A 20,667-nucleotide genomic window follows, 5' to 3' on the forward strand; every position below is an offset into this window, starting at 1 on the left:
CGATTCTAAAGCGCGTAATGACTATTGTGAGAATTGCAACCCCAATGCGGGAGTGAATAATGGAAATTGGAAAGGTGGGAAGACCGAAACTGATTGTGCGGAATGTGGTTCAACCTTTTTATACTATCCTTCAAATAAACAGGGAATGTACTGTTCCAGTTGCGTAGAATCGGCAGAGGGAGTGCTTCCTGAGGACTGCTTCCCATCCACGGAGAAAATAAGCACTTGCTGTCGTTGGTGTAGCGCAGAACTCTCCCGCTACGCATCAGAACTTGAGGAAGCGAAACGGGGGCCGTTTTGCGATCTCGAATGTTATGGCGATTGGCTCTCGGACAATATAATCGGAGAAGCGCATCATCAATGGTGTGGTGGGGCTATCAACTACGGTCAATCTTGGTGGAGGATGAGACGTACTGCACTCGAACGGGACAACTACGAGTGTCAGAATTGCGGAAAAGGTGAAGAAAGCCTTGGACAGAATCCGGATGTTCATCATCAGAAGCCAGTACGAGAATTCGAAGCACCTGCTGAGGCACACTCACTGGAAAATCTAATTACTCTTTGTCGTAGCTGTCACCGACTCGCCGAGGAAGCCTCGATCATGGTATCGGCAGAAACAGAAAAGTAAGACTATTATGCCAACGAGCAGAATATCCGATTCGCTAACACGGTACTGCGAATAAGTCGTAGAAATCGTGGGCGGTTAGCGCAAACGCGGTTTAGTCCCGTGGTGTAGTGGCCAATCATATGGGCCTTTGGACGTGTTCGGTTACGGCCGTCACGGAAGTGAGCCCACGACGGCGGTTCGAATCCGCCCGGGACTATATAAAATAAACTATACAAATATTCTACCAAAGATCATTTCGCGTACTCAAACCTCTCCGAGGCGTTTTTTGATAGTCTAATTTGTGTCAGTTATATCTAACGTGACCGAGGCCGTTCAGTAGCCGACGCCGTCGACGCGACTTGCTTTCAGGCTGGTTGGTGAGTATCATATAGTTTTACTGGCGATCGCTAGAGTATCGTTTTCACCCCCCAGTCCGGGGGTGACACCCTGTCAAGAAATTATCAACTTCTTATACTTGCAAAAGGTAGTGTCAACAGAGATATTTTCAACAACAGTTGTGTATCTCGATTAAGTTGCTAAAATCAATTTATTTGGTTTTTGATCTGCTCTGAAAACGTAATAATTGATATGTAATTCTACATCTTATTTCCATACATATCGAAGAAGTTTTACCATATCACTGTTAGGTGGTAATCAGCCATGTCAGAGCGACACGAGTTCACGGGGACCAGACGTACAGTACTCAAAGGGATCGGTGCGGCAGCAGTCGGTGCTGGTATGTCGGGGACGGTGAGCGCAGGCACCAACACCGTGGTTTCGGACGGTGAGCGTCTCGGACCGGTAACACCTCACGACACCGTCTACCAGATCCTCGTCGACCGGTTCAGTGACGGAGATCCGAACAACAATGATTTCTCGGACTTCGACAGTAGCCTGGTCGACGGGACGGGACAGGATCTGAAACTCTACCAGGGCGGCGACTGGCAGGGTATCATCGACCGGATCCCGTATCTCGTCGATATGGGCATCTCCGCGGTGTGGATCTCGGCCCCGAACCAGAACCGAGAGGAACGGATCGAGGACGATCAGGACGACGGGACGGTCGACGTCTGGACGAGCTATCACGGCTATCACGCGAAGAACTACTTCTCGCCCCACCGGTTCTTTGGCGACATGGGAGACTTCGAGGCCATGCGTGACGCCCTCCACAACAACGGCATCAAACTGGTCGTCGACTTCGTCTCGAACCACACCAGCCGATGGCAGAACCCAACGCGAAACTACCAAGCAGAGCACGGGCGGCTGTACGAACCGGATAAGGACAGCAACGGGGACTACGTCTTCGACTCGGAGGGCAACGCGGTCGGCTCGAACCTTTTGGCCGATCCACACGGCGATAACGCCGACTGGTTCCACAACCTCGGGGACCCCGAAAGCGGCGATAGCTCGCGGTTCGCGTATCGGTACAACGATCTGGCGTCGCTCGCGGACTTCAATCACGAGTACGCCGATCCGGTCTCTCACCTGATCGATGCCGCACACTTCTGGAAGGGGAAAGGTATCGACGGGTTCCGCCACGACGCGACGCTACATATGAACCCGGCCTTCGCTCGCGTTCTCAAAGATGCGATCGACGGCGATGCTGGTGGCCCAGTAACGCACTTCGGGGAGTTCTTCATTTCCCGTCCGGATCCGAAGTACGACGAGTATACATCGTTCCCGGATAGAACGGGAATCAACAACCTCGACTTCGAGTATATGCGCGCCCAAACCAGCGTCTTCGGGGACTTCTCCGCGACGATGACCGAGTTCGGGCAGATGCTGATCGACACGACTGACGACTATACCCACGAACATCAGGCGATCAACTTCGTCGACAACCACGACGTCGGCCGGTTCCGACTCAAACAGCAGAACGATGCAGTGTACAACGCGGCTCTCGCAGCGGTGATGACGGTTCGCGGGACGCCCAAAATCTACTACGGAACCGAGCAGTACGTCGATCCGGACGGCGACAGCCCGAACGAGGGTCGTGTCTATATGGAGGCCGATTACTCCTTCGACAAAACGTCCACGGCATACAACGTGATCTCCAAACTGTCCTCGCTCCGGAAGGACAATCTGGGGCTCGCGTACGGTCAGACGTTCATCCGACACGACTCCGACGACGTCATCGTCTTCGAGCGGTCGTTCTACGACCACGACGTCGTCGTGGCGATCAACCGCCAACCGGACCAATCGGAAGCGGTCCCCTCGGTCAGCACCGAACTTCCCGACGGAACATATGGCGACGAGCTAGACAACCTCCTCGGCGGCGGCTCGATCAACGCCTCCGGCGGGACGCTCGACTCGTTCACGCTCGGTGGGGGCGAAGTCAACGTCTGGGCATCGACGCCGACGACTTCTCCGACGACGCCGCGACTGGGGACACTCGTCAGCACGATGGGATCGGCCGGTCAGACGGTCTACCTCTACGGCGACGGACTCGGCACCGACGTGTCCGTCCAGTTCGGCGGTGTAGACGCAACCGTCGTCGACGGATCGGAGAATCACGTCGAAGTTGTCGTGCCGAACGCGACCCCGGGAGATGTTGCCGTGACGGCATCCCGCGATGGCCAGACGAGCAACGAGTTGGCTTTCTCGCTCCTCTCGGGGCCGCAAACCCAGGTCGTGTTCCACGTCAACGCCCAAACGGATCCCGGCGAGAACATCCACGTTGTCGGCAACGTCCCCGAACTCGGCGACTGGGACCCGGCAGAAGCGCCCGAAGCAATGCACAACCCGAACTACCCCGAGTGGTTCCTGCCGGTGGGCGTGCCGACAGACACCAACCTGGAGTTCAAGTTTGTCAAGATTGCCGACGACGGCACGGTAACGTGGGAGAGCGGGAGCAATCGCACGTTCACGTCGCCGGCCCAGCGGTCGGGCGTCGGATCGACGCCGACCTACGACTGGCGTAGCTAAATTCTCTGTCAGGCGGTCTCCCGATCCAGCCGTGGATCCGGAGAGCAGGCCTCAGGTATTCAACGACCGACTAAACGGACTGTCGTACCATCCTGATTCTACCGGGCGTCGGGAAGCCCGTGTGCGATCTCTGGAACTAATCACTATCATTTATCACCTGTAGTCGAGTGGCTCAAAAACATGGACTTACAGGAGTACCACGTCCCGGATTTCGAGCCAGTGGCGGACGACGCTTCAGTCGTCACAGGGCCGAACTGCCGATTTACCGTGCTCTCTTCACGTCTCGTACGGCTCGAACACGACCCCAACGAGACCTTCGAGGACCGGCCGAGCCAGCTCGTCTGGTATCGGGACCAGCCAGTCCCCGAGTTCGACGTCGAGAAGACGGACGAACGGCTCCGTATCGAGACCGACCACCTCACGCTCGAGTACGAGTATGGCGACGGCTTCACGGGGGAGACGATCTCGATCGAACTCGCCGACGGGACCGTCTGGTCGTACGACGACGAGGAGGAGAACCTCGGCGGGGCGCTCCGGACGCTGGACATGGTCGACGGGCCGGCGGAACTCGAGGACGGTCTGCTCTCGCGTGATGGCTGGGCCGTCGTGGACGACACCGACAGACTCGTCTTCGACGACGAGGGCTGGGTAACGCACAGAGAGGCCGCCGCCGGCTACGAGGACCTGTACTTCTTCGGCTACGACACCGACTTCGAGGCGTGTCTGAGCGCCTACACCGATATCACGGGCGAGGCGCCGATGCTTCCCCGCTGGGCGCTGGGCAACTGGTGGAGTCGCTACTGGGACTACTCTCAGGACGAACTTCGCCAGCGCGTCGAGGGGTTCCAGGAGTACGACCTGCCGCTCTCGGTCTGTATGATCGATATGGACTGGCACGTCGTCGACAACCCCCATCACAACGGCTGGACCGGGTGGACGTGGGACGACGAGTCCTTCCCGGACCCCGGGGGGTTCGTGGACTGGCTCCACGAGCAGGACGTGAAGACCTCGCTCAATCTGCACCCCGCCGATGGCGTCCATCCGCACGAGGACCAGTACGAGGAGTTCGCCGAATTCGTCGGTATCGACCCCGAGAGCGAGGAGCCGATACCGTTCGACGCCTCCGATCCGGAGTTCCTCCGGGGCTATTTCGACTACCTCATCGATCCGATGGAGGATGAGGAGGGAATCGACTTCTGGTGGATCGACTGGCAACAGTGGGAGGAAGCGCCGGAGATGGAGGGCCTCGACCCGATGTGGGCGCTCAACCATCTCCACGCGCTCGACCGGACGCGGGACGGCAAGCGCCCCTTCATTCTCTCGCGCTGGCCCGAACTCGGCGGCCATCGCTATCCGATCGGGTTTTCCGGCGACACGATCATCTCGTGGGACTCGTTGCGGTTCCAGCCACACCTGACCGCGCGGTCGGCGAACGTAGATTTCGGCTGGTGGAGCCACGACATCGGTGGCCACATGGGCGGTACGGGCGACCCGGATGGGTTCGGCGAACTGTACACTCGATGGACCCAGTTCGGCGCGTTCAACCCGATCAATCGGATCCATACGACCCAGTCCCCATCCGTGGACAAACGGCCCTGGGAGTTCGGCGGCGACGTCTTCGCCGCGCTGGCGGATGCGCTCCGACTGCGCCATGCGCTCGTGCCCTACCTCTACACGATGGCGTGGCGCGACCACACCGAGAGCGTCCCGCTCGTCAGGCCGATGTACTTCCACCATCCCGAGGCGGAAGCGGCCTACACGACGCCTCATCAGTACTACTTCGGGAGCGAACTCGTCGTTGCTCCGCATCTCAGCGAGCGCGACGACGACACCCACCTCGCCCGGCGCTCCGTCTGGCTTCCCGAGGGCGAGTGGTTCGACGTCTTCTCCGGTGAACAGTACGATGGCGACCGCTGGCACGCTCGCTACGGCGACCTCCAGGACCTGCCGGTGTACGCGAAAGCCGGCGCAATCGTTCCGACCGATCCGGACGTCGGGTCGGGGGATGTCGACACCCCCAAGCGACTGCGGATCGTCGCCTTTCCCGGCGACGACAACGAGTTCGAACTCTACGAGGACGACGGTACTTCGCTCGACCATCGGGACGGCGCATTCGTCACGACGACACTCACGCAGCAGTATCAGGGCGACCGCCTAGAGTTCGAAATCGACCCGGCCGAGGGGGACCGCTCGCTCGTCCCCGACGAACGGGAGTACGAGGTGGCGTTCCGCGGCGTCGTCGACCCGGACAGCGTGTCGGTTTCGTTGGACGGTGAGCAGGCTGGCGACGGGAGTATCGAGACGAACTATATCGCCGAGGAGGCGACGCTCGCAGTCGAACTGCCAGCCGTCGCGGTTACTGACGGCGTGACGATCAGCCTCGATACTGAGGACGACTCGCTCGTCTCACGCCGTGACCGAACCGACGAACACGTCGAGCGGATCTTGCACCACTGCGAGATGCCGGTCAGTGCGAAAGATCAGTTGCTCGAAGAGACCTTCGACACGGACGATCTGTCGTGGGTCGCGGACTACCTGCAGGTCATGTCCGCCTCACAGAAACGGGCGTTCTTCGAGACGCTCACGGGTGCCGGGATGGACCGCCTCGATCACGACGGCGAGGAGCGCATCGTGCTGTGGAACCCCGAGGAGCGCTCGGACGTCCGGTTCCGCTACACCGCTTGGGATTACGACATTCATCCGTTCGAGCAGGGTGGCGAATCGGAGGCCGACGTTGTCTCGGAGTTCGACCGCCTCGATTTCGACGAAGAAGACGTCGACGCGACGGTTGCGATGCACTATTCTGACCTCGCGACGGTTGTCGTGGAGAGTCCGTCGGTCGAGGACTGACCATCGACGAGTAACCGCGATTATAACGCCGACCGATCCAGATCCGCCGGGACGATGGTCACGGGAACCTGGGCCCCATCCGCGACGACGAGTCCGGTGTGTCCTTTCCTGACCTCTCCGAGCCAGGACTTCGAGCGGTGACCGATGACGATGTGATCGATGGTGACGTCCTCCGCGAGGTCGATTAGCTGACGACCTATGGCACCGCTCGATCGAAATCCGTTCCGATTGACGTACTCGATCCCCACGTCGAAGGCCACGTCCCTGTCCTCGAACTGCTCGCGGACGTCGTCCCGGATCCGCCGTTCGTGTGCGTTCGCGTACTCGTTGTCAGTGAGGTGTACCACGTACAGGTCCTCGTCGAACCCTGCCCCGAGTTTGCAGGCGACGTCGACGACCGCCGTAGAGACCTCGTCGTCGGCAACTGCGACGAGAATTGTCATACGCCTGCTAGTGACTAATCGGATTTGTAGTTACCGCCGAGGTGCGGTTCTCTCCGTCGCTATGGCCAGAACCTTCGAGCGACGACCGCTGGGATTCTCTCCCGACAGCGTGCCGGAGAGCGCAGGTTTATACGAATATATCCGCTAGGGAAGACAATGAGTGCGACCGATAACGACGTGTACGAACTTGCAGTCGTCGGGGGCGGACCGGCCGGTCTAACGACCGCGCTATACGGTGCCCGACTCGGACACGAAACAGTGGTAATCGACCGCGGTGGCGGCCGGGCGGCGATGATGACCGACACCCACAACGTGATCGGTGTCACCGAGGAGGTTTCGGGCAACGAGTTCCTCGAAACCGCTCGCGAACAGGTAGCCTCCTACGGCGGCGAGTTCGAGCGTGGTTTCGTGATGGATATCGAACGGACCGACGACGACCGGTTCCGACTGTCGACGACCGACAGCGAAATCGTCGCCGAGCGGGTGACGCTTGCGACCGGCTTTTCTGACGAGCGCCCGGATCCGCCCCTCCCCCGAACCGGCCGCGGTCTTCACTGGTGTCTTCACTGTGACTCGTACATGTTCGTCGACGAACCGGTGTTCGTGATGGGTCACGGCGACTCGGCTGCTCACGTCGCGATGATCATGCTCAACGTCACCGACGACGTCGATCTGCTAACTCGCGGTGACGACCCGACGTGGAGCGACGAGACGGCAACGATGCTGGAGAACCACCCTGTCGACGTCATCCACGAGGACGTAACTGGAATCGAGAAGGACTCCGAAACTGGCTGGCTCGAAGCAATGGAGTTCGAAGACGGTAGCCGCCGGGAGTACCGCGGCGGCTTCCCGATGTACGGCTCCGACTACAATACGGCCCTCGCGGAGTCGCTTGGCTGTGAGCTAACCGACGACGGAACGATAGACGTCGACGACCACGGCCGAACCAGCGTCGACGGCGTCTTCGCCGTCGGTGACATCACGCCGGGGCACAACCAGATTCCGGTCGCGATGGGACAGGGTGCGAAAGCGGGCCTCGCGATCCACAAGGAACTGCGCGAGTTCCCGCGCTCGGCAGAGGCGGTCGAAGCGGACGGCCCGGTGAGCGACGAGGAAGTGCCGGCAATCTCCCCCGAACTACTCGCGACGGCGGTCGAACACGAAGGGCACGCGGGTGGTCCGCGCGAATCTTCCGTAGCCCCGCCCACCGACGACGACTGAGCCGGAGAGTTCTGGACAGAGACGGGTGTCGCTTATCCATATCGAGTCCCTACCAGTAGTCGATGGCAGACACCTCGTCGGCGGCCGAAGACCCTCCCGAGCGGGTGACTGAAACTGATCGAGGACGGATGAGTGAGAACAGTTCCCGTCGCGGTACCGAGACGTTTGCAACCGACGAGACCGATGGGCAGTCGGCTCCTGCACTGGTCGTCGACGGCGTCTCGAAACGCTACGGCTCCGGCGAGGGAAGCGTGCTGGCGGTCGACGACGTGAGTTTCACCGTCGAACGAGGCTCGGTGGTGGGGCTGCTCGGCCCGAACGGGGCCGGAAAGACCACGCTCATCAAGTCCGCGCTCGGCATGGTCCTGCCCGACGACGGCTCCGTCTCCATCCTTGGGTCGGACGTAACCCCCGGGAGTCGAGCGGCATACGCCGACGTCGACGCCATGCTGGAGGGCGCTCGCAACGATTACTGGCGGCTCACCGTCCGGGAGAACCTCAGATACTTCGCAACGATCAGCGGCGTCGATCCCGACTCAGTGACGGCGCGTCACGACCGCCTGCTCGAACGCCTCGACCTGGCCGAACATGCCGACACCGCCGTCCGCAACCTCTCGCGGGGAATGAAACAGAAGGTGTCGCTGGCGAGCGTACTCGCCGGCGGTGCCGAACTCGTCTTTCTCGACGAACCGACGCTTGGCCTCGACGTTGATAGCTCCCGGACGCTTCGCGAGGAACTCCGCAGACTTGCCCGCGAGGAGGGACTCACTATCGTCGTGAGCAGCCACAACATGAGCGTCATCGAAGACGTCTGCGACCGCGTTATCGTGATGTCCTCGGGCCGAATCGTCGCGGACGACTCGGTCGAGGGGCTTCTGGCGCGTGCCGAGCAGGACGTCGTCCGCATCACCAGCGGCGACATCGACGATAGCGTCGTCGCGACCCTCGCCGACGGGTTCGAGATACTCCGTGACGTCCCGATCGGTGATCGTCGGCAGATCGACGTCAAAGCGCAGGGCGAGCGGCTGTATACGCTGCTCGACGCCCTTCGCGAGGCGGGCGTTACGATAGAGGGCCTCCACACTGCCGAACCGGATCTGGAGGACGTCTTCGTCGCGCTGACTGGCGACGAGGGAGGCCTCGTCTCCCCGGACGGTCGGAGGGGGTCGGAATGACGGGCGCCGTCGACGCCGAGGAGGGGCCACAGTCGGGCAGTTCACAATCGAGATCCGACGCACAGAGCAGTCACGACCAACTCGATGAGCCACGACCGGCGACCTACTACCACCTCGCTCGTGCCGTGCTGTACCGCGAGTTTTTGTTGTTCGTCCGGTATCCTGCGAACGCTATCGGCGGCATCGTCATCTCGCTGTTCTTCTTCGGAGTGCTGTTCTACGGTGGTCAACTCCTGGCGGGACAGGCGCTATCGGATTCGCTGGCGGGGATCATCGTCGGCTACTTCCTGTGGACGCTGTCGGTCGGCGCGTACTCGTCGGTATCGAACGATATCGGGAGCGAGGTCCAGTGGGGCACGCTGGAGCGACACATCATGACGCCGTTTGGCTTCGCGCCAGTCGCCCTGCTCAAGGGCGTCGCAAAGATCGTCCGTACGTTTCTGACCTCGCTGATCGTGCTGGCGGCGATGCTGCTGTTGACCGGGACGCGACTCCAGTTAGAGCCGATTACGGTCGTTTCCATTGCAGTGCTGTCGATCACGTCCGTCCTCGGACTTGGCTTCGCTGCAGGAGGAATCACCGTACTGTACAAGCGGATCGGGAACTGGCTCAACCTGTTGCAGTTCGGCTTCATCGTGCTGATCTCCGCACCCGTGTTCGACGCGCCGTGGACCCGACTGCTCCCGCTGGCACACGGCAGCGCCCTGCTCCAGCAGGCGATGGTCGACGGAACCCGACTCTGGATGTTCGATCCGGCCGACCTCGCGCTGCTGGTCGGGGTTGCAGTCGTCTATCTGGGAGGCGGCTATCTCGTCTTCCACTACGCGACTCGTCGGGCCAGACGACTGGGTGTCCTCGGCGACTACTGAATCCGTCGGTCGCTCAGTTCTCCGGTTTCGGCGTGTCGAAGTAGTCCAGCATGTCGAGGATGGCTCCGAGCAGGAAACTGATGATGGCGACGACCAGCACGGCGGCAGTAAGGAGGTTCGAAATCGGGGACGGGAGCGTTAACTGGAAGGCTGCGATGAACACGCAGGTCACGATACCGACCACCAACAGGAACGATCCCGCGTTCGGGTTCTCGCCCGTGACGAAGACGAACCCGTCGATGACCGACGAACTCTCTATCTCCTCGACGTCAGCGCCGGGTTCGTCGTGTTCGGAGACGGACTCTTCGCTCATGATTTGGCAACGCTTGCATTCTTTTCTTTCACAGCGTTGTGGACGATTCCGACCAGGTGCGACACCCAGAGGCCGGCGGTAAACCCGAACAGGGTGCCGACAAGCGCAACCTGCGTCAGTTCGGCAAGCGGTGCGACGGCGGCGAGCAGACACAGCCCACCAAACAGGATCATCAGCGCGTACTGGACGCGAGTATCCATATCGACCTTCCGGATCGACTGCGATATGCTACTACTCATTTCTGGTATTCGTTAGCAACCCGAGATGGATAAGTACATAGGATTTTTGGGGAATACCTCTGTATCTGCCGCCCCTGCCGTGACAATCGCCAGTAGTAAAACCGCGTGGTACGAAATACGGCCGAGTAGTATGAATGTAGATATCGGGACGTATCTCGTAACGCAGGAGGACATCTCAGCGGGCCGACGCACTCTCGAAATCGTCGAGGATGCGATCGCTGGCGGCGTTGACGTCGTACAGGTCCGGGAGAAACATCGTAGCGCGGCCGACCAGTTGGCGATCGCAGCGGCCCTGCGAGAACCGACCGCCGATGCCGGCGTCACTCTCGTCGTCAACGACCGAGTCGACGTGGCTGTCGCCGCCGACGCGGATGGCGTCCACCTCGGCGACGACGATCTGCCAGTCGCAGTCGCGCGCGAGCAACTCGGCGACGACGCCATTATCGGCCGATCGGTCTCGACGGTCGAGGGTGCCCTGGACGCGGAAGCAAACGGGGCCGATTATCTCGGCGTCGGTGCGCTCTACGCGACCAGTTCCAAAGACGTCGACGAGGCCGAACAGGCGATCGGACTGGACGTCCTCGCCGACATCGCCGATTCGGTCGAGATACCGATCGTTGGGATCGGCGGCGTCACGTCCGAGCGTACGCCCGACGTGATCGAGGCGGGTGCGGACGGCGTCGCCGTCATCTCGGCGATCACCGCCGCCGACGATCCGGAGGCCGCGACACGGGCGCTCTCCGAGGCCGTCGCCGAAGGGAAGCGCCGCCGTAGTGACGAGGCCGCCATGGAGGGGTCGGCATGACGGTTGATCTGGAGGCCGACCTGGCGGCGGTTGCTGACGGGTCGCCCCTGGTGAACGCCGTCACGAACAACGTCACGGTCAACGACGTCGCCCAGGTCATCCTGCACTGGGGTGGGCTTCCGGTGATGTCCGACGACGAGCGCGAGGTCGGCGATATGGTCGCCGGCGCACAGGCCTGTCTGCTCAACATGGGTACCGTCAGCGAAGTCGGTGAGGCGACGATGGTCGAGGCGGGCGAGTCCGCGAACGAACACGGCGTGCCGGTCGTGCTGGACCCCGTCGGCGTCGGCGCGACACCCACCCGCAACCGCGTCGCGGAGCGACTCGCGGCCGATATCGACGTCGCCGCGATCAAGGGCAACTACGGCGAGATCACCGCGCTGACCGGGGAAGACGCCGACGTCCGGGGCGTCGAATCTGTCGGCGAGTACAGCGACATCGCGACGACCGCAGTCGCGTGCGCACAGAAGTACGACACGGTCGTCGTCGCCTCCGGCGAAACGGACGTCGTCGCGACCGATGAACGCGCCTACGAGGTCACTGCCGGTCATCCCGACATGGGCACCGTCGTCGGCACTGGCTGTATGCTCGGCGCGTCGGTCGCCACGTTCGCGGGTGCGATAGCGGACACCGAGCAGGCCGCACTTTCCGGGACTGTCGCGTTCGGTCTGGCCGGTGAAGCGGCCGCGAACGGCGCGTTCGGCGAGGTCCACGGGCCAGGAAGCTACAACGTCGCGTTCAAGGACGCGGTAGCCGGACTCCGCGATACCGAGTACGATCCGGCGGCCGACCGTGTCGAGCAGGTGCTCACTGCCGGCACCCAATGACGGGCGACGGCGAGACGGCTGACGAGGATACGACAGATGATCCCGTCGCGCTGATCACCGGGGCGAGTCGGGGCATCGGTGCGGCGACCGCGACTCGTCTGGCCAGCGACGGCTACGACCTCGTGCTCGCGTCGCGGACGGAGAGCGACCTCCGGGCAGTCGCCGACCGAATCACTGCAGAGCGTGGCGTCGAGGTTCGGGTCGTCCCGACCGACGTGACTGATCCGGCCGCGGTCCAGTCGCTCGTCGATGCCACCGTCGAGCGGTTCGGCCGACTCGACGCCGTCGTCGCCAACGCCGGCACCGGCGAGCAACGAAACCAGCCGATAGACGACCTCCCGCTGGCGGAGTATCACGCCGTCCGGGCGACGAACGTCGACGGGGCGTTCTACACCGCCCGGGCCGCGCTCGAACCGCTCCGCGAGTCGGGCGGTACGCTGGTGTTTCTGGGCAGTTTCAAGGCGAAGTACCCCAGCACGTCGACACCGGTCTACGCGGCCTCGAAGTGGTGGCTCCGGGGGTTCGCCCATAGCCTCGCCGGGCGCGCCGGACCCGACGGTGTCGCCGTCTCGTTGATCAATCCCTCCGGCGTTCCGACCGAGTTCGCCCGCGAACGGCGCGAGACGACCAACGTCGAGCGGCTAGACCCCGACGAGGCGATTTCCGCGGACGACGTTGCGGACGCCATCGCCACGGCCATCGGACAGGACGCGCCGGGCGCGATTACCGAACTGGATCTGTTCCGCCGGGACATCCACGAGCGGTTCTGAGCCGTCACCGTCGGCCCGTCGTGCAAAGCCTGATAAATTGGGGGTGACCAGTAGCAGGTAATGGAGACACGTCATCGCGTCGTCGTGGGCGACGCCCGGACGCTCGCCGAACTCGACGACGACTCCGTCGAACTCGTCGTCACGTCGCCACCGTATCCCATGGTGGAGATGTGGGACGACCTGTTTGCGGAGCTACGGCCAGAGGTCGCGGAACTGCTGGAAGAGGGCGACGGACAGGCGGCCTTCGAGGCGATGCATCAGGCTCTGGACACGGTCTGGGCGGAGGCACAGCGCGTGCTCGTCGACGGGGGCATCGCCTGCATCAACGTCGGCGACGCGACGCGGAAAGTCGACGGCAGTTTTCGAGTGTACCAGAACCACTCGCGGATCGTCGATGCCTTCGAGGACCTGGGGTTCGAGCCGTTGCCCGAACTCCTCTGGCGAAAGCCCGTCAACTCCGGGACGAAGTTCATGGGCAGTGGGATGGTGCCGCCGAACGCCTACGTCACGCTCGAACACGAGTACGTGCTGGTGTTTCGCAACGGCACCGACAGTCGGTCGTTCGAGCCAGGGGCCGACCGGCGTTACGAGGCCGCGTACTTCTGGGAGGAGCGCAATCAGTGGTTCTCGGACGTCTGGACGGACATCAGGGGTCGCGCGCAAACCCTCGAAGAGGACGAACTCCGGAGTCGGTCGGCGGCGTACCCCTTCGAGATACCCTATCGACTGATCTCGATGTACAGCGTCTACGGCGATACCGTGCTGGACCCCTTCTGGGGGACGGGCACGACCAGCCTCGCGGCGATGGTCGCCGGCCGGAACTCCGTCGGCTACGAACTCGATCAGGAGTTCACTCGTCTCTTCGACGAGCAGGTACTGGAACTGCCGGCGCTCTCGGCCGAAATCGGTGGGGAGCGCCTCGACGACCACCGCGAGTTCGTCGAGAAGCGTCTTGACGACGGCGAGAGCTTCGAGTACGAGTCGGATCAGTACGGCTTCCCGGTGACGACGAAACAGGAAACGCGGCTCCGTCTCTACGCCGTCGACGAGATCACGGATACCGACGAGGGATACGCGGTGACTCACACGCCGATCGAGGAGTAAATCGAACCGGCGAGCAGAGCGGATCACAGCGAGCATCGCGGTCGTCGCCCGAATCGGCTGAGACGCGCTCCCCGAAGTTGTAGCTGCTGCATCATTTTTACCAATGGTTACACAAGATATTTTTGTAATGGCTTCGAGTGAACAAATACGATGGATCGTCCGTACACTGTCCTCGGTCTGGACCCGGGTGCCGATCTCGATACCGTTAGATCGGCGTACCGCTCGCTGTTGAAAGAGCACCATCCGGATCAGGGTGGATCGACCGAGGCGTTCTTGCGGATAAAGCGTGCCTACGAGGCGATCCAGGAGCGCAGCGGGGGCGGTTCGGAGCAGTCTACCTCGGCGACGGCACAGACGAAGACGGCGACGGATGGCGGAGCGACGATACGAGACCAGAACGCGAACTGGCGGCTTTCGGGCGACGAACGGGTGACCGAACACTCGGATGCGACGCCGATGTCGTGCTGTGCCGGGATCGGCCTCGGACTACAGGGCGAGTATGCTACGCTTACCCTCGTTTCGCTCGTCGAGGAGGCCCCGCTCGACGGCATCGCTTGGAACACGGAGGACGACCAACCGAAACGACGGGTCGCGTATCTTACTGTCGAGAACACGAGTGACCGGCCGTTCCGGTGGCGTGGCACCCAGTCCACGACGTTCGTCGGCACTGATGGCGAGAAGTACGATCCATCGAGACGGTTTCGACCCTCGGATACGCTTCTCCCCGACGACTGGCGTGGCTCCGACGTCGAACTCGATCCCGGCGAGACGATGCGGACAGTCGTCATCTGTGAGCGACTCCCGCCGTCGGTCGGGGTCGGCCGCATCTCCTACACACAGACGTTGTTCGGAGGGGATGGAGAACCAGGCGTTACCGACAGGGAACGCTTCGCGTTCGCTATCGGGGCGGGCACCAGACCGCAACTGTCCCGTCGGCCCTTCTGAGTGCTCACAGAATGCCCTCGCCTTCCCGGAGCATGGACTTTTGGAAACGCTCTCGCGGCGGTTTCGCTACTCGCGCTCCAATATACGTAACGCCTAAGAGTCGAACGGACCTTTGTGATACTAACATGAACATTGCACATACGCCTACGAGGTGGTTCCGTGGTGGTTGAAATAAAGGAGTCCCGCGTCTCCGAAGAGGAGTTCGCGGATATGGCCGACTTCGTCTTCGAGTATCTCTCTGCAAGCGTCCAGAACGAGGACGAGGGCGGGCGAATGCGGTGGTACCCGTGGCACAGCGCCGAGTACCGACACAACCACATCCTCAACGTCGTCGAACTCGCGACCGAGATCGCGCGCAAGGAGGGCGCGGACGTCGACGTCACACGTGTCGCCGCGCTCTTTCACGATATCGCGAAACTCGACGCAGAACAGGACGTCCACGCGGAGGAGGGCGCGAGTGTCGCGCGCCAGTATCTCGAAACCCACGGGGAGTTCCCCGAATCGTTCGTCGATAACGTCTGCCGGGCCGTGCGGGATCACTCCTACCAGGGACCACTGGACGACCTCCCGCTGGAGACCCGGTGTCTGATCGAGGCCGATCTCCTCGACAAGATCGGTGCGAACGGGACGGCGCTGATGTTGCTCCGGATGGGCTACGAGGCGCGCACCCACATGGATACCGCCGAGATGGTCGAGCGGGTGCTCGAACGCGGGCAAAGCGCCGCCGAACGGGTCGAAAGCGAGACCGCACAGGACATCGCACACCGCCGGCTTAAACGCGTACGATGGTTCAGCGAATGGCTCGACGATGAGGTCGCAGCGATCGACCTCGACGATATCGGGGAGTAAGGTTCCCTTGATCCCCTGACTCATCAGGTGGCTCCGGAGTACGTCGTCGTCCTTGCTCCCGGCACCGGTGTTGAGGACGACGACGCAGTCGTCCTCGCCCAGTTCGCCCTGTTCACCGAGCGACCACGCTCCGCCGAGCGCCGCACCCGTACTCGTTCCGACCTCCAGCCCTTCGCTCGACGCCGCGGTGACGGCACTCTCCAGAATCTCCGGATCTTCGACCGAGACAGCACCGCCGTCCGTGTCTGCCAGCGCATCGAGCACGTGTTTCGAACCCTTCGGTGCGGGTATCTCTAACTCGCCACAGATCGTGTCGGGCAGTTCGACGGGCGTGCTCTCGTCCTCGCCAGCGCCCCACGCCTCGGCGAAGGGGGCACAGCCAGCGGCCTGCGCGGCGTAGAGCGCCGGGAGGTCCTCGATGAAGCCGAGTTCTCGTAGCTCTCGGGCCGCCTTGTGGAAACCGACGATAGAGAGGCCACTGCCCGTCGGCGCGACGATAGCGTCGGGGAGCGAGTCGAGTTCCTCGACGACCTCGAACAGCGCCGTCTTGTGCCCCTCGTGGCGATAGGGCGTGTCGAAGGCGGCCAGCGAGTGCCAGGATTCGCCCTCGATAGCGTCCTCGAACGCCTCGACAGCATCGTCGAAACGCCCGCCCACGACGTTCATATCGCCGCCGTGGACGTTGATCATCGACTTGTTGGTAAACGGTGTCCGCGAGGGGACGAACGAGTGAGAATCCAGCCCCGCTCGCGCGGCATACGCCGCGGCCGACTGCGCGCTCGCACCGGGGGAGGGGAGCGCAACGTCGCTTTCACCGTGTCCCTCGGCCGCGGTGAGCGCGAGCGCCTGTCCGCGGTCCTCGATGGATCCCGTCGGAAGCCGCCCATCGTCCTTGATCAGCACGCGCCCGACGCCGAGTTCGTCGGCGATTGCCGGACACTCTACCAGCGGCGTGCCGCCCTCGTCGAGGCTCACGGCGCTCTCGCGGGTGAACGGTAGTAGCTCCCGATATCGCCACTGGGACCGATCCCCTCGGTCGGCGAGCGTCGCCGGATCGAGGTCGATCTCGTCGTACTCGTACTGCGGGTCGAGAACGCCGCCACAGTCGGGACAGCGGCCAGTCGACTCCTCGGCCGACATCGTCGTGCCACAGTCGAGACACTCTAGCCCGCGAAACGCGTGGGTCGTCTCCATACCCCGAGTTACGACGGGGCGGCCTAATTCCTGTCCATCCCGGCGAATCCGTTGATCGGCGAACACAGATGGACCCGGCGACCCTCGCGACGGATCAATATGTATGGAATTTTGACCCGGGGGTACTAACGACGAGGCATGTCAGAAGCAAAGCGGGTGCTCGTCGCGGGCGCCGGTCTCGCGGGACTTGTCGCGGCACGCCACCTCGCAGAGACGGGCGTCGACGTCGAGGTACTGGAGCGGCGCGACGAGGTCGGCGGGCGCGTCCGAACGGTTCACGAGGACGGCTACACCTTCGACCGCGGCTTTCAGGTGCTCTTTACGGCCTATCCGGCGGTCCAGCGCGAACTGGATCTCGACGCTCTCGATCTGAGACATTTCACACCCGGGGCCTGTATCGCCCGCGAGGGCCAGCGCTCCATCCTCTCGGACCCGTTGCGCGACCCGGGTGCGTTCACGCAGTCCCTGTTCAACCGCGAGGTGACCACACGGGACAAGCTACGTATCCTGAAACTGCGGCGCGACCTCGCCGAAAAGTCCCACACAGCGATCTTCAGTGGCTCGGATCGGTCGATCCGGGAATATCTCCAAGAACGAGGCTTCTCCGAGCAGTTCATCGAGAACTTCGCCGCCCCTTTCTACGGCGGAATCACCCTCGACCGCTCGCTCTCGAACTCGGCGCGCGTCTTCGAGTACACCTTCAAGATGCTGACGGAGGGGCTGATCGCTGTCCCGGCCGACGGGATGGGTGCGATCCCCGCGCAGTTGGCCGACATCGCCCGCGACGCCGGTGCGACGATTCGCCTCGACGAGACGGTCGAAGAGGTCACGGCGAGCGACGACGGCGCAACGGTGACCGTCGACGGCGATCCCAGAGCGGTCGACGCGGCCATCGTCGCGACCGATCCGCCGACCGCGGCCGATCTCACTGATGTCGACACGATCCCGGTCGCTGGCCGTGGCTGTGTCACCCAGTACTACTCGATGCCCGCGAGCAAGAGCCTCGACGCCGGCAAGCGACTGATTCTCAACGCCGAGAGCGACTCGCCGAACCAGTTACTCGTCAACTCCAAAGTCGCGCCCGAGCACGCGCCGGAGGGACGTAAACTGGTCAGCGCAACCTTCCTCGGCGACCGTGAGGAGGCCGACGCACGACTCGACGATATGACTCGCCGGGCGCTCGCGTCGTGGTATCCCGAGCGTAACTTCCCGGACTTCCGACTGCTCCGGACCGAGCGCGTCCCGTTCGCCCAGTTCCGCCAGCCGCCGGGGTCGCTTTCTGACCTTCCGAACGTCGACGACCCGGCGGGCCGGTGCTATCTCGCCGGGGACTACACCCGCTGGTCCGCGATCAACGGCGCGATGGAGAGCGGGAAAGACGCCGCCCAGGCCGTGCTGAGCGATCTATAAAAAAGAGCAGCGCGAGTACCACGGGTCACCGCACCCGTGGGTGAAGCGCGTCAACTATTGTCCAAATGATTAAGTATCTCGTACACGTTTGTTCGAGAACGACCAGAAAACGATACGCAAAGTATGGGATTGAAGACCTCAATTCTTTTGCTGGTCGTCCGATGGCATGAAAATGCGGCTCCTCTCAAAACCCGTCACGAGGCGGTGAGACGGGAGTTGTCGGGTCGTGGTGGAGCGACCGACCCTCACGGAGCAACGTTCGCTTCGGGTGTTTACCCGTGCCGGGCACGAGCCGTAAGGCGAGTGCGAGGGGGATTAAAGTCTGGTGCTGGTGCAGTGCAGCCCTAAACCCGGACGCCACGGGCCACCGTGCCCGTGGTACTTCACAGCATCTCTCTGAACTCCGAAAGCGGCGGAAAGCGGAACGTCTCCTCGGCATCGGCGTCCCGAACGATCGGTCGAAACCGACCTAGAGCGTCGACGAGTGGCGACTCCAGGCTCCGCGTGCGATTGAGCAGGACGCCCGGTGCGAGCCTGTTGAACGCCGGCAGGACGAACACGTCGCTCCCCCGGTAGACGGCTTCACCGTAGAGATGGCAGGGGCGGCGTTGTCCCTCGATCTCGATAGATGGGTGATCGTGGCCGATCACGTAGCGCTCGGCGTCGGCGCTCGGTGTCTCGTGGCCGTGCAGGACGACGGTTCGGTCGTCGGCGAGGCGGTGTTCGTCGACCACGTCGCCCTCCCACATCGCGTCGAGCATCCCATCGTGGTTTCCGGCGACGAGAATCGGCGTCGCGCCGGCGTCCCTGACGGTTTCGACGAGCGCTGCGAGCGTCTCGTCCGCTCCTTCCGGAACGCTGTCGAACGCGTGCAGGATATCGCCGCCGAACACGACGGTCCCGGGGGCGAACCGGTCGAGAAGGGAGGACAGACGCTCGGTCAGATCCTGGCGTTCGCCAAGCGGCAGTTCGACGTTCGAGGCGGCGTCGCGACCGATGTGGACGTCGGCGAGAACCAGCGCGTCAGCGTCGGGCAGGTACACCGAACGGCGACCGATCCGTAGCTCACTCGTCGCCGCCATCGGTACGAACCGTGTCTACCCCGAGTTCGGCCCGGAGGTCGTACTCGTCGCCGGTCAGGACGAAGAGCAGTTCGTCGAGCACGTCGAACAGCTCCGGCAGGACGCGCACCACGAGCAGCGTGATGCCGACCAGCGCGACGATCGAGAGCGTCTGCGAGATCATGTGGTGGGAGACGAAAAACGAGGTTCGCATGCTTTCGCCGGCGAACAGTACGGTGATAGATTCGAGGATCGGGTAGTCGAACCAGGCAAGCGGGGAGGCCAGTCCGACGAAGACATTCCGGGCGAGGTTGAGGATCCAGATGACGCCGACGGCAAGCGCGAACGCCTTGACTTTCCGGGCCAGTGGCGCGCGCACCGAGGCGATCAGGCCGCCGAAGATGGAGATGCTTCCGATCCCGGTACACGCGAGGACGATGTACGTCGAGTAGCCCTCGAACGCAAAACGGCTCACGAGGCCGTTAGAGCCCTCTTCGAGCCCCGGAGAGTAGCCGAGCAGTTCCATCCCCATGTGCGATTGGATCGCGACCGTCTCGATGAGCCAGATCCGGAGCGGGTCGATCGTGGTAAACGGCAGGTAGATCAGACCCATCAGCCCGACGGCCCTGGTCAGCATCAACAGCGAGTCGCGGCCGCCGTAGAGCAGGTAGCCGGCGTAGACGCTCAGTGGCAGCCCTGCGATACTGAGGATCGTTTCGAGGGGGCTCTGGGCCTCGTAGTAGAAGTGCGGAACCATCGTGAGCCAGAACACGCCGAACAGTACCCACGCACCGGTACCGACGTACCGGGCCTGCTTCCGGTTCCCAGCCGCGTCGAGCGCGGCCGTCAGGAGGAAGGCACCGATGGCGACCCAGACGAAGTGGTCCGTCGGATCGAAGGAGACGATCCCATCGACCACGAGCGGCATACTCGAAGCTACAGTCACTGAAGACGGGTAATCCCTGATTAAATATAGGCTTATCGGGATCTGACGGCGCTCGCACATGACCGGCATTGGCCCACACTCACGGCGAGGACGTGGTACTGCACGGCGACACCG

18 protein-coding genes, 1 tRNA gene and 1 pseudogene are annotated in these 20,667 nt (G+C 62.6%); 14 read left to right on the forward strand and 6 right to left on the reverse strand.

Going from position 1 to position 20,667, the window contains the following annotated elements:
- Window positions 1-403: 403 nt before the first annotated feature.
- The 4 genes from ACFQL3_RS07655 to ACFQL3_RS07670 all read left to right on the forward strand — a co-directional run bounded on the left by ACFQL3_RS07655 (window position 404) and on the right by ACFQL3_RS07670 (window position 6,382).
- Window positions 404-628, forward strand: coding sequence for an HNH endonuclease (locus ACFQL3_RS07655; RefSeq protein WP_377052927.1), 225 nt, complete (start codon window positions 404-406; stop codon window positions 626-628).
- Between the two features lie 93 nt (window positions 629-721).
- A tRNA-Gln gene (locus ACFQL3_RS07660) sits at window positions 722-824 on the forward strand.
- 443 nt (window positions 825-1,267) lie between these two features.
- Entirely contained in the window at window positions 1,268-3,532 is a 2,265-nt protein-coding gene (locus tag ACFQL3_RS07665) for an alpha-amylase family glycosyl hydrolase (RefSeq protein WP_377052929.1), read from the forward strand.
- Window positions 3,533-3,712: 180 nt separating this feature from the next.
- Window positions 3,713-6,382 carry a glycoside hydrolase family 31 protein gene (locus ACFQL3_RS07670; protein ID WP_377052930.1) on the forward strand — a complete coding sequence of 890 codons (2,670 nt, stop codon included), beginning with the start codon at window positions 3,713-3,715 and terminating at the stop codon, window positions 6,380-6,382.
- Between the two features lie 20 nt (window positions 6,383-6,402).
- On the opposite strand, the gene ACFQL3_RS07675 is transcribed toward ACFQL3_RS07670, so the two are convergent.
- Complete coding sequence (locus ACFQL3_RS07675) at window positions 6,403-6,825, reverse strand: universal stress protein (protein WP_377052932.1); 423 nt, start codon at window positions 6,823-6,825, stop codon at window positions 6,403-6,405.
- Between the two features lie 156 nt (window positions 6,826-6,981).
- Between ACFQL3_RS07675 and ACFQL3_RS07680 the strand changes: the two genes are divergently transcribed.
- The 3 genes from ACFQL3_RS07680 (at window position 6,982) to ACFQL3_RS07690 (ending at window position 10,090) form a co-directional block, all read left to right on the forward strand.
- Window positions 6,982-8,046, forward strand: a complete 1,065-nt coding sequence (locus tag ACFQL3_RS07680) for an NAD(P)/FAD-dependent oxidoreductase (RefSeq protein WP_377052934.1) — start codon at window positions 6,982-6,984, stop codon at window positions 8,044-8,046.
- Between the two features lie 62 nt (window positions 8,047-8,108).
- Complete coding sequence (locus ACFQL3_RS07685) at window positions 8,109-9,221, forward strand: ABC transporter ATP-binding protein (protein WP_377052936.1); 1,113 nt, start codon at window positions 8,109-8,111, stop codon at window positions 9,219-9,221.
- Window positions 9,218-10,090 carry an ABC transporter permease gene (locus ACFQL3_RS07690; RefSeq protein WP_377052938.1) on the forward strand — a complete coding sequence of 291 codons (873 nt, stop codon included), beginning with the start codon at window positions 9,218-9,220 and terminating at the stop codon, window positions 10,088-10,090. The genes ACFQL3_RS07685 and ACFQL3_RS07690 overlap by 4 nt, the downstream gene beginning before the upstream one ends.
- Window positions 10,091-10,103: 13 nt before the next feature.
- On the opposite strand, the gene ACFQL3_RS07695 is transcribed toward ACFQL3_RS07690, so the two are convergent.
- Both ACFQL3_RS07695 and ACFQL3_RS07700 read right to left on the reverse strand, forming a co-directional pair.
- Window positions 10,104-10,403, reverse strand: a complete 300-nt coding sequence (locus tag ACFQL3_RS07695) for a hypothetical protein (RefSeq protein WP_377052940.1) — start codon at window positions 10,401-10,403, stop codon at window positions 10,104-10,106.
- On the reverse strand, window positions 10,400-10,642 hold the full coding sequence (locus ACFQL3_RS07700) for a hypothetical protein (RefSeq protein WP_377052942.1): 243 nt from the start codon (window positions 10,640-10,642) through the stop codon (window positions 10,400-10,402). The genes ACFQL3_RS07695 and ACFQL3_RS07700 overlap by 4 nt, the downstream gene beginning before the upstream one ends.
- A 130-nt stretch (window positions 10,643-10,772) precedes the next feature.
- Between ACFQL3_RS07700 and thiE the strand changes: the two genes are divergently transcribed.
- From thiE to ACFQL3_RS07730, 6 genes are all read left to right on the forward strand, one after another.
- Window positions 10,773-11,447 (forward strand): thiamine phosphate synthase, encoded by a 675-nt coding sequence (thiE, locus tag ACFQL3_RS07705; protein ID WP_377052944.1) that lies wholly within the window; start codon window positions 10,773-10,775, stop codon window positions 11,445-11,447.
- Window positions 11,444-12,274: a hydroxyethylthiazole kinase gene (thiM, locus tag ACFQL3_RS07710; RefSeq protein WP_377052946.1), complete on the forward strand. Its 831-nt coding sequence runs from the start codon at window positions 11,444-11,446 to the stop codon at window positions 12,272-12,274. The genes thiE and thiM overlap by 4 nt, the downstream gene beginning before the upstream one ends.
- The gene (locus tag ACFQL3_RS07715) at window positions 12,271-13,044 is read left to right on the forward strand and encodes an SDR family oxidoreductase (protein WP_377052948.1); all 774 of its coding nucleotides are present in this window, start codon (window positions 12,271-12,273) and stop codon (window positions 13,042-13,044) included. The genes thiM and ACFQL3_RS07715 overlap by 4 nt, the downstream gene beginning before the upstream one ends.
- Before the next feature lie 60 nt (window positions 13,045-13,104).
- Window positions 13,105-14,148 (forward strand): DNA-methyltransferase, encoded by a 1,044-nt coding sequence (locus ACFQL3_RS07720; protein WP_377052950.1) that lies wholly within the window; start codon window positions 13,105-13,107, stop codon window positions 14,146-14,148.
- A gap of 150 nt (window positions 14,149-14,298) precedes the next feature.
- The gene (locus ACFQL3_RS07725) at window positions 14,299-15,093 is read left to right on the forward strand and encodes a J domain-containing protein (RefSeq protein ID WP_377052952.1); all 795 of its coding nucleotides are present in this window, start codon (window positions 14,299-14,301) and stop codon (window positions 15,091-15,093) included.
- A gap of 159 nt (window positions 15,094-15,252) precedes the next feature.
- The gene (locus ACFQL3_RS07730) at window positions 15,253-15,942 is read left to right on the forward strand and encodes an HD domain-containing protein (protein ID WP_377057058.1); all 690 of its coding nucleotides are present in this window, start codon (window positions 15,253-15,255) and stop codon (window positions 15,940-15,942) included.
- Between the two features lie 9 nt (window positions 15,943-15,951).
- On the opposite strand, the pseudogene ACFQL3_RS07735 reads toward ACFQL3_RS07730, so the two are convergent.
- Window positions 15,952-17,136: pseudogene (locus ACFQL3_RS07735) on the reverse strand (threonine synthase); the annotation flags it as partial.
- 138 nt (window positions 17,137-17,274) lie between these two features.
- On the opposite strand from ACFQL3_RS07735, the gene ACFQL3_RS07740 reads away from it, so the two are divergent.
- Window positions 17,275-18,546, forward strand: coding sequence for an NAD(P)/FAD-dependent oxidoreductase (locus ACFQL3_RS07740; protein ID WP_377052954.1), 1,272 nt, complete (start codon window positions 17,275-17,277; stop codon window positions 18,544-18,546).
- Between the two features lie 383 nt (window positions 18,547-18,929).
- On the opposite strand, the gene ACFQL3_RS07745 is transcribed toward ACFQL3_RS07740, so the two are convergent.
- Together ACFQL3_RS07745 and artA are read right to left on the reverse strand one after the other, a co-directional pair.
- Window positions 18,930-19,628 (reverse strand): metallophosphoesterase, encoded by a 699-nt coding sequence (locus ACFQL3_RS07745; protein WP_377052956.1) that lies wholly within the window; start codon window positions 19,626-19,628, stop codon window positions 18,930-18,932.
- Window positions 19,612-20,553 (reverse strand): archaeosortase A, encoded by a 942-nt coding sequence (gene artA, locus ACFQL3_RS07750; protein ID WP_377052958.1) that lies wholly within the window; start codon window positions 20,551-20,553, stop codon window positions 19,612-19,614. Before artA ends, ACFQL3_RS07745 begins: the two co-directional genes overlap by 17 nt.
- Between the last annotated feature and the right edge of the window lie 114 nt (window positions 20,554-20,667).

Origin of the sequence: Natronoarchaeum sp. GCM10025321 (assembly GCF_042663585.1) — an archaeon.
In the GTDB taxonomy this organism is placed as follows: Archaea; Halobacteriota; Halobacteria; order Halobacteriales; family Natronoarchaeaceae; genus Natranaeroarchaeum.